The following is a 13,115-nucleotide window of genomic DNA, read 5'->3' on the forward strand; positions in this document are numbered from 1 at the left end:
CCGCCTTTCTGAAGAAGATAGGCGGATTTTGTTTTATAATTGAAAGCTGAATTAGCTTCTAGGTCTGCGATCTTGTAAATAAAGAACATCACCGGATTTAGGCTCTTCGCCAATACTCATTCTGTTTTTAGAATACAGTTTGTCCAATCGAATGCCGAATTTTTGTGCTATGGTATGCATGTTTTCGCCATTTTCCACAGTATAAGTAGCAATTCGGGCTTCTGTATTTTTAGGTTCTAGGAAAACGATAGAATTTTTAGCCACTTCTTGAAGGGTCGTTTCATTCCATTTCATGATTTTCCCTTCAGGGATGCCGTACTTGCTGGCAATAAATCGGATGGTGGTATTTTCGGGCACAATAACATACTTCAATCCTCCGTTGGGATGGTTCTTGATGAGCATATCGTTCAGTGCTTCTACCTTAGATTTTATTTCTACAAATTGCGGTTTTTCATTAACTGCTGCCAAAGAGCTTGGAATATTTCTAGAGGTTTTTTCCTTTTTGTTGTCCAGCTGTGCCATAAAAGACGAGTCGTCTTTTAATCCAGGATATAACCTAAGAACGGTGTACAATACCTCTTTGGAAGTGGTGTTGTCAAATTCGTAAAGTTTGTATTTTTCAATTTTATTTAATAGAATGTATGCGTATTTTGGGTTGGTTGCATAACCCGCTTTTTTCAGTCCAAAAGCCCAAGCTCTATAATCTTTAGGATCCAATTGGAAAAGTGGGGCATAGTGTTTTCTTTCGACCAAAAACTTCGAATGATCTTCATACGACTCTCTGGGATTGTCATACACTCGGAAGCATTCGTTAGGGGCATCGTCGGTGTGTTTCATGGATTTCCCTGTCCAGGTTTCCTTGCATTTGATGCCGAAATGGTTATTGCCTTCTTGCGCCAATCTGCTTTGTCCGCCACCGGTTTCCAATAGACCTTGAGCCAAGGTGATGGAGGCCGGGATGTGGTATTTTTCCATTTCTTCTACCGCATAGGTAGCAAATTTTTGTATGTATTGTTCTTCAGTTTTCCAAGTCTGTGCTTGGTTTTTAGAAAGTATAAAAAAGCTTGTTATTGCTAAAAGTTTTTTCATATTTTACAATTTATGGTTAATCTATTTTGTTTAATAAGCATTTCATTAGCTCCAGAAATTCCTTGGAGACCTCCGGTATGAAAGGCCAATATTTTTGAATCTTTCGGGAAATAGTTCTGATCGATCAGTTCAAAAATTTTTTTCATCATTTTTCCAGTATAGACAGGATCCAACGGGATGTTGTATTTTTCTTGAAAATCATTGATAAAACGGATTAATTCATCATTTATTATTCCGTATCGTCCGTCGTGTGCATCCATCAGTACGAAATTTTCTTTTCCTGAAAGTTGGATAATTCTGTCGCATAAAGTAGGATCGTCTACCGCTTTGAAGCCAATGCTTTTCTGGTGTTCTTCACTGTATTTTACAATGCCAGAAAGCGTTCCGCCGGTTCCAACTGCGGTGCAAAGGTAATCAAAATATTTTGTTTCGTTATTTAGCATGTGTTGTATCCCGTTTACAGCCAATGAGTTGGTGCCGCCTTCAGGGACAATGAGAGCTTCGGGATATTCATTAGAAATGTCTTTTGAGAGAATTTCTTTATCTCGGTATTGGGTTCTGGTCACAAATCGAAAGTCCATTCCTTTTGTGTGAGCCAAACTCAATGTGGGGTTTTCTTGCCATTTGTCCACCAATTCTTCTCCACGAATAATTCCTAAAGAAGGAATATTGAGGTCGTTTGCAAGGGCTGCTGTAGCCGCAATATGATTGGAGAATGCACCACCAAAAGTAATAAGTTGTGGTTTTTTAGGATTTTGACTAAGATAGTTTTTGATGTTATAGAAAAGCTTCCAATATTTATTACCGGAAATCTCGGGGTGTATAAGATCTTCCCTTTTTATGAAGAGTTGTATGTTTTTGTTTACAAGAATTTCTGTAATAGGGATTATGGTACTTGGAATTTCCATGTAAACAAAGTTAATGATTTTTTATTTTGAACCTCAAGGTTTTTAACTTTTTTTAGAGTGTTTAACACAGAAGTTAATTAAAATATCGTAAAAAACTCCAAAATTTTCTTTTTTTTAGATAATCCAAATCGTCTTCGTTGTCATAAGCTTCCCTTTCAAACGAAATTTTTTTATAGGCTCCGTAACGGGACTTTAGTTTGTATAACCAATAATAATATTCGATGATGTACCACAAATAAAAGAAAACAATCAGCAATTCTAATTGTTGTTTTAGATGTATTTTTTCGTGATTGACCAAAGTTTTATCCTCTTGAAATTCTGGATTTTTCAAAATAATAAAAGGGAAGAGAGCAATACCATTAATTTTTGTATTTTTGAGAAGCTTTTGGCACACAATTATCATAAAACAAAAGTAAGAAAGTATTTGATTAGTATTTAACTCATGGCAAAAATTGATATCAAAGAAGGTGAGGACTTTTATTATAACGAACAAGGATATAAGGTCTTTACAGAGAAATACCACCTAAAAAGAGGATATTGTTGCAAAAATGGATGCAAACATTGTCCTTATGGATACGATAAAAAAACAGATTCCTTTAAAAAAGATTTAAAAAAATAGAATTATGAAAAAATATGCAATTGCAATCTTGGCTTCATTAACATTGGGACTGACCTCGTGTACGCCTTTTAATGTGAAAACCGATTATGCAGAAACCGTAAATTTTGTTCAGTACAAATCCTATAAATTAAGAATCAACGATTTGCAACTGAATGACATCGACAAAGATAGAGTGTTGAACGAAGTTTCCAAACAACTGCAAGCCAAAGGTTTGGTAGTAGCGGATCACCCGGATTTGATAGTTAATGTCAAAGCCAACCACAAAAAAGTTAAAGATATTAATGTGGATAGACCGTATGGCATGTACGGTTGGGGCGGACCTTTTGGTTGGGGCATTGGCATGAGCCGTACTTGGACAAGCAATTACAACGAAGGTGCTTTAATCATCGATTTGATCGATGCACAGTCTCAGAAACTGGTTTGGCAAGGTGTAGGAAGCGGTATTTCGGTAGATTCACCAAAATCGAAACAACGACAGATTCCGGAAATAGTTTCAGAAATCATGAAAAATTATCCTCCACAAAAATCGAAATAAATCGTATAAATCTCAAAAAGCCGTTTGAAACTCCACTTTCAAACGGCTTTTTTTATGATTTTTTGATTTATCACTGGCTCTTAGATGTTAACACAACCTTTAATGCTTTCGGCTCCGTAATAAAAGATGACCAACCAAACCAAACCTTTAATGGTGAAGAAAGCCAATCCTGCCCATCCCACTCTTTTAAACCATTTTTTCAACTTCGAATGGTCTTCTTGATTATGATTCATGAATGTAAACTTTTTTTGAAAATTCAAATTTAATGATTTTCTTTTGAAATAGGGGTATCGTTAAAACTTTCTTAAATCATCAAATGGTTTTTTGCTATTTTCCGAATAATACATATCTTTAACGACCTTATGAATTAACAGCATTATGACAAATACAACTCAAGATTTCGGAATAGAAATCGCCTTGAAAAATTTAGGAATTGGTAAAGAAAACCTCGGAGTTTCTTCCGGCAAAGGATATTTCGCAAATGGCGAATGGATAGAATCCTATTCTCCTACGGACGGAAGCCTCATTGCAACCATTAAGTCCGGCTCGGTAGAAGATTATAGACAAGTTATAGAAAAAGCAAAAGCCGCTTTCAAGGAATTTAGAACCATACCTGCTCCCAAAAGAGGAGAATTGCTAAGACAATTTGGACAAAAACTTAGAGCATACAAAGACGATTTGGGGAAATTGGTTTCCTACGAAATGGGCAAATCCCTACAAGAAGGTTATGGCGAGGTACAAGAAATGATAGACATTTGTGATTTTGCCGTTGGACTTTCCAGACAATTGCACGGATATACCATGCATTCCGAAAGACCGGGACACAGAATGTACGAGCAATATCATCCCTTAGGAATTGTAGGAGTGATCTCAGCCTTTAATTTCCCTGTTGCCGTTTGGTCTTGGAATACCGCTTTGGCTTGGATCTGTGGAAATGTTACCGTTTGGAAACCATCCGAAAAAGTGGGACTTTGCGCCATCGCTTGTCAAAATATCATCAACGAAGTTCTTGCGGAAAACAACATGCCCGAAGGAATTTCGTCCATGATTGTTGGCGATCATCAAATCGGTGAAGTTTTGGTCGAAGACAAAAACATCCCTTTGGTTTCTTTTACCGGATCGACCAAAGTAGGTCGAATGGTCTCTTCGAAAGTGGCAGAAAGATTCGGGAAATCCATTTTGGAATTGGGAGGTAACAATGCCATCATCATCACCGAAAATGCAGATTTGGACATGTCCATCATAGGTGCCGTTTTTGGTGCTGTAGGTACTGCAGGCCAACGATGCACCACCACCAGAAGACTTATCATTCACGAATCGGTGTACGATGAGGTGAAAAACCGTTTGGTTAAAGCCTATTCTCAAATTAAAATTGGCAATCCACTGGATCAAAACAATCATGTTGGCCCTCTGATTGATCAATTGGCGGTGAATCAATATTTAGAATCCATTGAGAATTGCAAAGTCGAAGGTGGAGAATTTGTGGTCGAAGGCGGTGTTCTTACCGGTGACCAGTATCAATCCGGTTGCTATGTAAAACCGTGTATTGCCGAGGTTGAAAACCATTATAAAGTTGTTCAACACGAAACTTTTGCTCCTATTTTGTATTTAATCAAATATAAAACTTTGGATGAAGCCATTGAACTTCAAAATGCAGTACCTCAAGGATTGAGCTCAGCAATTATGACCAATAATCTTCGCGAAGCCGAAATGTTCCTTTCCCATTCCGGATCCGACTGTGGTATAGCTAATGTAAACATCGGAACTTCTGGTGCCGAAATCGGAGGTGCTTTTGGCGGCGAAAAAGAAACCGGCGGTGGTCGAGAGTCCGGATCTGATGTTTGGAAATATTACATGAGAAGACAGACCAATACCATAAATTATACAACGCAACTTCCTTTGGCACAAGGGATCAAGTTTGACTTGTAAAACCATTAACCACCAAATAATTTCAAAATAACTAACATCAACAAAAAATAATAATATGAATAACGCAATAGCTGAACAACCCTTAGCAACCAATAAAGTCAAACAGATACTTTCCAAACACATCCTGGCCGACGGCTTTGATTTTGTAATGGATTTTGAAAAATCTCACGGATCATGGATTTACGATAAAATAAGCAATACCGAATATTTGGATATGTTTTCCATGTTTGCATCGGCATCCATAGGCTACAACCATCCGTATTTGCTGACAAAAACGGAATGGTTGGGCAAAATGGCGATCAACAAACCGACTTTGGCCGATGTCTATTCCGATGAGTATGCCCAATTTATGGAGGTTTTCGAGAGGGTAGCCATCCCAAAAGAATTGCAGTACGCATTCTTTATTTCCGGAGGAACTTTGGCGGTAGAAAATGCGATGAAGGCCTGTTTCGATTGGAAAACCAGAAAGAATTTTGAAAAAGGACTGAAACAAGAAGGCGAAATTTGCATCCATTTCAAACAAGCTTTCCACGGGAGAAGCGGTTATACTTTGAGTTTGACCAATACTTCAGATCCTAGAAAGTACCAGTATTTTCCAAAGTTTGACTGGCCAAGAATCATAAATCCGAAACTGCATTTTCCAATTACCGAAGAAAATTTGGAAGAAACCATGAAGCAAGAACGATTGGCATTATTGCACATCGAAGAAGCCATAGTTACCCATCCGGACAAGGTGGCGTGCATCATTATTGAGCCGATACAAGCCGAAGGTGGGGACAACCATTTCCGTGATGAGTTTTTTGTTGAACTCAGAAAAATCTGTGACGATAACGAAGTGCTTCTTATTTTTGATGAAGTGCAAACCGGTATCGGTATGACCGGTAAAATGTGGGGTTTCCAACATTTTTCAGTAGTTCCGGATGTTATTTCTTTTGGTAAGAAAACACAAGTTTGTGGTATTTTGGCCAATAAAGAAAAATTTGATGAAGTCGAGCACCATGTTTTTGTTGAAAGTTCCAGAATCAATTCTACATTTGGAGGAGATTTTATCGATTTTTGTAGATTTCAGTTGATATTGGAAGTGATTGAAAAAGAAAATTTGGTTGAAAATTCTAAAGTTTTGGGCGATTATCTTTTAGAGAAATTAAAAGGACTTTGTGCCAAATATCCAAGTGTACTTTCTGCTGCAAGAGGCCGAGGATTGATGTGTGCTGTGGATTTGCCGGACGGCGATTTAAGGGATAAACTAAGAGATTTATTGTACCAAGATCATTTGATTATACTCAGTTGTGGTGACCAATCCATCCGTTTCCGTCCGCATCTGAATGTGACAAAAGAAGAGTTGGATCTGGCTTTAGAAAAGATGGATGCCGCTATTAAAAAGTTGTAAGAAGAATTATTATCTAATTTAAAACGCGAAGGATTTTTTCCCTCGCGTTTATTTTTTCCCGATTTCTAAAATTTATGAAGATGGAAACTAAAGTTTTTATTGATATCTTTGCGCTTATTTAAAATTAATCTAAATAAAAATAGTGTTTTTTTAAATAAAGAATAACATTAAAAAGCAGTGCATAAATTGGAAATCATCACTCAGAAAATAACCTATCACTTTGAAGTTTTATATTCTGAAAAGTCAAAATGTACGGTATCCGTTGTAGATGGCATGGTAAGTTTGTGTTACCATTTGTCTTCTGATGATTGTTTTTACAAATTGGACGACAGAGGATATTTGTTTCATTTTTTAATTCATAAATCGTATTTTGAAAAGTACGATGACTTTGTATTGAATGAAGTTTCTTTATCCAGCATTTGCATTCTTACCCAGACCCGACTTTATGAGCTGACCCAATGCAATTTAGAGGGCTCCGAAAGAAAAGTGTATATAGAAAGTTTAATTTTATTTCTTATCGTTCAACTCAATAAAAAACAATCGGACAATTGTAATACTTGCAATGTACTAAGAAAAAGGCTGAAAGAAGATCGTATAGAAACGGCAAAAAACTATATTTTAAAAAACATTTCGGATTCTTTAACCATTTCCACAATAGCTTCTGCAGTGGGTACCAACGATTGCTATCTGAAAGAAGGTTTCAAAGCCTATACCGGAAAAACCATTTTTGAATTCATCCAAGAACATCGAATGCTTTTGGCTCAATGTCTGTTGCAAAATTCTCAGAAAAGCATTCAAGAAATTGCCATAGAGGTAGGATATTCGTCCATCAGCAGTTTTAGTCAGTCCTTTAAAAAGTATTTTGGGATGAGTCCTAAGGTCTATTCTCAGAAAAATTTTTCGAATTTCTAAAGTCTTTTTTTCCGATAACTAATTTTATTTCTCCATTAAGGGAATACTTTTGTCGCGTTAAAGTTATTTATAATTAATCTAAATAAAAATTATTAAAATGAAGAAAGTCACATTGATGTTGGCATTAGGAGTAGCCGTATCGGTAGGAGCGCAAAAATTGGAAGACCAAAAAGCCATCAAATCCATGTGTGGATGCTATGAAGTGAAATTTAATTTTGCTGAAACTTTTAAGTATTCCAAAGATTTGGAAAATTATGTCCCTTCCATGGACAAACACGAAACCGCTTTGGAATGGGTACAAGCAATTGAAGATCAACCTCAGAAAATTTCATTACAGCATCTTTTGCTGGTCGGAAACAACACGGTAATCAAACATTGGAGACAGGATTGGTTGTTTCAAAACACCAAATTGTACGATTATAATGGATTTAACGATTGGAAGGTGGTTAACCTAAAACCCAGTGATGTAAAAGGACAATGGACTCAAAAGGTATATGAAGTCAGTGACGAACCTCGTTACGAAGCCAGTGCCAGTTGGGCCAATGTAGATGGAAGAACCTTCTGGAACAGTACTGCCAACGCTCCATTGCCAAGAAGAGAGTACACCAAAAGAGACGATTATAATATTACCCTAAGAAACAATACCCAAGAAATAACCAAAAACGGCTGGATCCACGACCAAGACAATAAAAAAATCATCAGAAGTGCCGAGGGTAAAGATGTCGTTTTGGCCGAAGAAAAAGGCTACAACACCTACACAAAAGTGGCTGACGAAAAATGTAAAGTAGCCCAAGAATGGTGGGCTAAAAACCAAGATTTTTGGAAAAAAGTCCGTGCAAAATGGCAGGTGGAATTTGACAAAAATCAAAACATTAAATTAAAAAATATGGTGAATGACCAACCCTTGTTTGTTCATCTTTCAAAGTTAAAAACAAACGCATCGCAGGAAGAAATCAACACGATAATTGACCTTTTCATTATTAGATAATTTTTTCAATTTATTTACTTTCTATTTAACAAATAAATGATGAAATCTCAATTTCCAAGCTTGATATTTGGGTTTTTGGTTGTATTTTCTACAGCCAAAGCCCAAATGAAAAGCGATAGTTTGAACGCTCAATCCATAGACGAAATCATCATTACCGGGACCAAAACCAAAAGAGCCATGACCTCTTTGCCAATGCCTGTACAACTTATTACCAGAGATCAAATTTTACAATCAGGTTCGAGTCGGTTGAATGAAATTTTACAAGAACAAACAGGATTGATCACCGTGCCGGATTTTGGTGGTGGCGAAGGCCTACAAATGCAAGGTTTGGATGCCGCTTACACCATGATTTTGATTGATGGGCAACCTCTTTTTGGAAGGTCCGCCGGGACTTTGGATCTCAGTCGGATTACGGTGAACAACATCGAGAGGATAGAAATTATCAAAGGAGCATCGTCTTGTCTTTATGGTTCTGAAGCTTTAGCGGGGGTTATCAACATCATTACCCAAGATCCCAAATTAACGAATAAGGTACAAGGAAACCTTAATTACAAATTGGCTTCTTTCTATACCCACGATCTGTCCACGGTTTTAGAGTATGGAAAAGAAAATTTTAAAATTGAACTTTTTGGGAATTATTTTGCTACAAAAGGCTATAATTTATCAGATAATTCATATTTGCAAACGGTTGAGCCGTATCAGAATTTCACCATTCAACCCAAATTAAAACTAAAACTTTCAGAAAATTGGAAACTTTCGACAAGCACTCGAATTTTTGGTCAAAATCAGGATTACAAATCTGAGGTTGATGGCGAAAAACTTTTAGGAAAATCTAAAATTAATGAGTGGAACCAGTCCTTCATCATCAACCAAAAATGGGGTGAACATGTAAAGTTGGACTATGATTTTTATATAACTCGTTACCAATCGCATGAGTTTTTGAATCATTCGGACGGTCGTTTGTTCGAGGAAAATAATTTTAATCAATTGTTTTTTAGGCCGGAAATTCGGTCTGCAATATCGTTTAACAAAAATTTGTTGAGCTTGGGTCTCGGGATGAATCTAGAATCGCTCGATAGAACTTATTTTGATGATAAAATTAATCTGAATACCAAATATTTATACGGTCAGTTCGAGTGGTTCTTGAGCAAAAAATGGAATTTTTTGGGTGGTTTTCGTTTGGATCATTTTCAGAATCAAACGCAGTTTAGTCCAAAAGTTGGGTTTAATTATCAATGGAATGAAAATTTTTCTCTGAAAGCAACAGTTGGCGCGGGATACAAAGTTCCGGATCTTCGACAGTTGTATTTTGACTTCACCAATTCGGCCATCGGATACACCATTTTGGGATACAATGTTGCCGAAGAAAAACTGAAAATATTGGAAAATCAAGGTCAATTGTTATCCCTAGTTCCCATTGATTTTTCGAGCCCACTAAAGCCAGAACAATCGATGAATTATAATTTTGGAATGTTATACAAGAAAAACAGGTGGACTTTAGACGCTAATTTTTTCTACAATGACATTAAGAATTTAATTGATACCAAAGTCGTTGCACAAAGAACCAACGGTCAGAATGTGTTTTCCTATTTCAATATCAATAAAATTATCACCTACGGAACAGAGCTGAATCTGGGTTATAAATTCAGTTCAAATCTTAAATTATCTTTAGGCTATCAATATCTGATAGCAAAAGACAAGTCGGTGATGGATGCTTTGGAACAAGGAGAGATATACACCAGAGATCCGGAAACCTTAGAGTCATTCAAATTGAAAAAGAAAGAATATTTCGGACTTTATAACCGATCCAAACATACCGCAAATGTTAAGGTTGAATACAGGATACCAGCACTAAAAACGACCATCAATGCAAGGGTGTTTTATAGATCCAAGTACGGATTGTTGGATACCAATGGCAACGATATTTTGGATCGTTACGATGATTTTGTAAAAGCGTATACGACAACCAATATTTCCGTGTCTAAAGATTTTATTCATGGATTTCAGTTACAAGCCGGAGTGGTTAATCTTTTTGATTATACCGACAAAAATAACATTTCCAATTTGCCAGGAAGGCAACTTTTTGGAAGGATCAATTTTCAATTTTAAAAAAATTAAAACAATATTATGAGTACACAAACTATTAAAAATTTATCATTGAGCCTTATGGCCATGCTATTAACCTTTTCTTGCTCTAGATCTTCTGATAATGAAGATGTTAAATCGGAATCGACGGTGCTGACAACGGTGACCCACAAAAATATCCATGCTCCACAATCCGGTGGACAGGGGCAACCTGTAAGTGGAGAATTTACAAAATTTAGTTTTTCAGCCAATGCCGTGGTTACCAATGACCAATGGGATGTAGCATTCAGAGGGACTTCCATAGTCATAAATGGGGGCACTGCAATCGGACTTGCCAACGAACCTACGAGAACAGGAAATGCTTCAGTAAGCATGGTGAGCAGTACTTTGGATGCACTAAAAGCCATTCCTGCTGCTTCTACCTTTAAGCAAGATGCTGCCAATACCTATGCCATCCCGACAGGAAGCGGAAACGGGTGGTACAACTACAATCCTACCAATCACATGATTTCTCCTGTCCCGGGGAAAATATTCGTTGTGAAAACACACGACGGTAAGTATGTGAAATTCGAAATAATTAGTTTTTATAAAGACGCTCCGGCAAGTCCAGATCCTTTGACAACGCCATCTAACTACTATTCTTTACGGTTTGTGATGACCTCACAAAGTAGTGGATTTTAAGTGTATCATTAATTTACTTTTTTCAAATGCATCCGAGTTGTTTACAATTCGGATGTTTTTTTTTGAATTTTATTGTACTTTTAGTATAAAATTTTCAGCATGGATTTCCAACTTACAATCACTCAAAATATTGTTTTGTTTCTTTTTTCGGCAGTACTCATTTGGTTTTTTTGCAATAAACTGTCCACAATTGTCGATTTTATTGATGACGAATTTCATCTAGGAGCCGCATTTGGTGGTACCATCATGCTGGCAATAGTAACCAACCTTCCCGAAATAGCCATTGCAATAAACGGTGCTGTTAAAGGTACAATCGATGTGGCGGTAGGTAATGTTTTGGGCGGCATTGCCATTCAGTCGGCCCTATTGATTTTGTTTGATTTTGCATCCAGAAAACACGATAAAAAACCTCTCTCCACACTTACCAGCTCAGAAACAGGACTGTTGCAAGGTCTTTTTTTGGTAGGCATTTTGTGTATGGTCATGGTGGGGAAACAATTTCCTGAAAATTTTATTTTTTCCAGAACCACACCTCCCGAATTGTTGATTGTTGCCTTGTGGATTACCAGTATTTTGGCCATGAAAAAATTTCAAAAATTCAATCCCAAAACTCCGATTGTGGAAGTTAAAAAAACGACGAAACTCAATAAGAAATCTGCCGTGATAGGACTGTTATTCATCTCAATGATTGTTTTGATTTTTGGGGTGGTTTTAGAAAATACCAGTTCGGCAATAGCTTCGTATTATAAAATAGACGGGGTGATATTTGGGGCAACCGTACTGGCTTTGGTGACTTCATTACCGGAGATTTCTGGTGGTTTGGCTTTTGTGAAAAACAAATCGTACACGCCCATTATCGATGATATTTTTGGTGGAAATGCCTTTTTGCCCACTTTGTTTTTGCCCATGATTTGGATCACCAATTCGGCCATTTTACCCAAAACCCAATCGGTCAATCTTTATTTAACTGCAGTAGCAATGCTTATTACACTCATTTACATTATAGGGATGGTCATCAAATCCAGGAAACGATATTTCGGAATGGGAGTCGATTCTTGGGTGGCTTTGCTCATCTATTCGCTTTCCGTTATTGGATTGTTTTTTATAGCATAGCAACAGTAGTTTAAAATTTTTTACCACAATTTTTACAAAAATTTGCATCTTCTTCATTGTCAGCATCGCATTGTGAACAGTGTCTTTTGTTCATGCTGTGTCTAAATTCTGAAGTCATAATCCCCGTAGGAACTGCAATGATGCTGTAACCCGCCAGCATGATGATGATGGACAAAAACTTGCCCAATGGTGTAGACGGTGAGACATCTCCATAACCTACCGTAGTAATGGTTACCGTTGCCCAATAGATGCTTTGTGGTATGCTTTCGAAACCGTTTTTTCCTTCTTCAACCACATACATAATCGATCCCATTAAAATTATGAAAACCGCGATGAACAAAAGGAAAATATAAATTTTTCTGGATGAATTTTTCAGTGCCGAAACAATGTATCGTCCATCGTGCATGTAATCGGCAAGGTTGAAAATTCTGAAAATCCTGAGCATTCTGAGCATCCTGATGATCACGAAATAATGCAAAACAGGGAAAAATAAACTCAAATAAAAAGGTATGATGGAAAGGAAATCGATAATCCCAAAAGGCGAAAGGATATACTCTCGTTTGTCTTTTATGGAAAAAATTCTTAAAAAATATTCTATGGTGAAGAGTATCGTAATTAGAAATTCGATGATGAAAAAAGCTTTGTGATACTTGATGTCCAAAGAAGGTACAGTCTCCAACATGACCAATCCGGTACTGATGATGATAAGCACCAACAAGGTGATGTCAAAGATTTTTCCGGCTTTGGTGTTGGCAAAATAAATCGTTCTGTAGATTTTCTTTAAAGTTGGATTTTTTACCGGTCGCAAATCGTATTCGGGCTTTATCATCAATACAAAATTTGGGGCTAAGATACTGAATAATATA

14 protein-coding genes are annotated in these 13,115 nt (G+C 36.9%); 9 read left to right on the forward strand and 5 right to left on the reverse strand.

Annotated elements, in window-relative coordinates; genetic code table 11:
• Positions 1 to 51 precede the first annotated feature (51 nt).
• From EIY84_RS03985 to EIY84_RS03995, 3 genes are all read right to left on the reverse strand, one after another.
• Positions 52 to 1,089, reverse strand: a complete 1,038-nt coding sequence (locus EIY84_RS03985; protein ID WP_124640622.1) for a glucosaminidase domain-containing protein — start codon at positions 1,087 to 1,089, stop codon at positions 52 to 54.
• A complete protein-coding gene (locus EIY84_RS03990; RefSeq protein ID WP_124640623.1) occupies positions 1,086 to 1,997 on the reverse strand; it encodes a 1-aminocyclopropane-1-carboxylate deaminase/D-cysteine desulfhydrase in 912 nt (303 codons plus the stop codon). Before EIY84_RS03990 ends, EIY84_RS03985 begins: the two co-directional genes overlap by 4 nt.
• Before the next feature lie 73 nt (positions 1,998 to 2,070).
• On the reverse strand, positions 2,071 to 2,400 hold the full coding sequence (locus EIY84_RS03995) for a hypothetical protein (protein WP_124640624.1): 330 nt from the start codon (positions 2,398 to 2,400) through the stop codon (positions 2,071 to 2,073).
• Positions 2,401 to 2,439: 39 nt separating this feature from the next.
• Here EIY84_RS03995 and EIY84_RS11800 point away from each other — a divergent pair, with 39 nt between their 5' ends.
• On the forward strand, positions 2,440 to 2,616 hold the full coding sequence (locus EIY84_RS11800; protein WP_164472010.1) for a DUF5522 domain-containing protein: 177 nt from the start codon (positions 2,440 to 2,442) through the stop codon (positions 2,614 to 2,616).
• Between the two features lie 4 nt (positions 2,617 to 2,620).
• Positions 2,621 to 3,151 (forward strand): DUF4136 domain-containing protein, encoded by a 531-nt coding sequence (locus tag EIY84_RS04000; RefSeq protein WP_124640625.1) that lies wholly within the window; start codon positions 2,621 to 2,623, stop codon positions 3,149 to 3,151.
• An 80-nt stretch (positions 3,152 to 3,231) separates the two neighbouring features.
• Here the strand turns inward: EIY84_RS04000 and EIY84_RS11805 are convergent, their stop codons facing one another.
• The gene (locus tag EIY84_RS11805; protein WP_164472011.1) at positions 3,232 to 3,384 is read right to left on the reverse strand and encodes an FAM210 family protein; all 153 of its coding nucleotides are present in this window, start codon (positions 3,382 to 3,384) and stop codon (positions 3,232 to 3,234) included.
• A 145-nt stretch (positions 3,385 to 3,529) separates the two neighbouring features.
• Between EIY84_RS11805 and amaB the strand changes: the two genes are divergently transcribed.
• The 7 genes from amaB (at position 3,530) to EIY84_RS04035 (ending at position 12,249) form a co-directional block, all read left to right on the forward strand.
• Positions 3,530 to 5,080: an L-piperidine-6-carboxylate dehydrogenase gene (gene amaB / locus EIY84_RS04005; protein WP_124640626.1), complete on the forward strand. Its 1,551-nt coding sequence runs from the start codon at positions 3,530 to 3,532 to the stop codon at positions 5,078 to 5,080.
• 55 nt (positions 5,081 to 5,135) lie between these two features.
• A complete protein-coding gene (lat, locus tag EIY84_RS04010) occupies positions 5,136 to 6,470 on the forward strand; it encodes an L-lysine 6-transaminase (protein WP_124640627.1) in 1,335 nt (444 codons plus the stop codon).
• Between the two features lie 177 nt (positions 6,471 to 6,647).
• The gene (locus EIY84_RS04015) at positions 6,648 to 7,382 is read left to right on the forward strand and encodes a helix-turn-helix transcriptional regulator (RefSeq protein ID WP_124640628.1); all 735 of its coding nucleotides are present in this window, start codon (positions 6,648 to 6,650) and stop codon (positions 7,380 to 7,382) included.
• 97 nt (positions 7,383 to 7,479) lie between these two features.
• The gene (locus EIY84_RS04020) at positions 7,480 to 8,370 is read left to right on the forward strand and encodes a DUF6607 family protein (RefSeq protein ID WP_124640629.1); all 891 of its coding nucleotides are present in this window, start codon (positions 7,480 to 7,482) and stop codon (positions 8,368 to 8,370) included.
• 36 nt (positions 8,371 to 8,406) lie between these two features.
• Positions 8,407 to 10,479 carry a TonB-dependent receptor plug domain-containing protein gene (locus EIY84_RS04025; RefSeq protein ID WP_124640630.1) on the forward strand — a complete coding sequence of 691 codons (2,073 nt, stop codon included), beginning with the start codon at positions 8,407 to 8,409 and terminating at the stop codon, positions 10,477 to 10,479.
• An 18-nt stretch (positions 10,480 to 10,497) separates the two neighbouring features.
• On the forward strand, positions 10,498 to 11,136 hold the full coding sequence (locus tag EIY84_RS04030) for an HmuY family protein (RefSeq protein ID WP_124640631.1): 639 nt from the start codon (positions 10,498 to 10,500) through the stop codon (positions 11,134 to 11,136).
• Between the two features lie 99 nt (positions 11,137 to 11,235).
• Positions 11,236 to 12,249: a sodium:calcium antiporter gene (locus EIY84_RS04035; RefSeq protein ID WP_124640632.1), complete on the forward strand. Its 1,014-nt coding sequence runs from the start codon at positions 11,236 to 11,238 to the stop codon at positions 12,247 to 12,249.
• 10 nt (positions 12,250 to 12,259) lie between these two features.
• On the opposite strand, the gene EIY84_RS04040 is transcribed toward EIY84_RS04035, so the two are convergent.
• Positions 12,260 to 13,078: an ion transporter gene (locus EIY84_RS04040; RefSeq protein WP_124640633.1), complete on the reverse strand. Its 819-nt coding sequence runs from the start codon at positions 13,076 to 13,078 to the stop codon at positions 12,260 to 12,262.
• Positions 13,079 to 13,115: the final 37 nt, after the last annotated feature.

The organism is Amniculibacterium aquaticum (assembly GCF_003852705.1).
In the GTDB taxonomy this organism is placed as follows: Bacteria; Bacteroidota; Bacteroidia; order Flavobacteriales; family Weeksellaceae; genus Amniculibacterium; species Amniculibacterium aquaticum.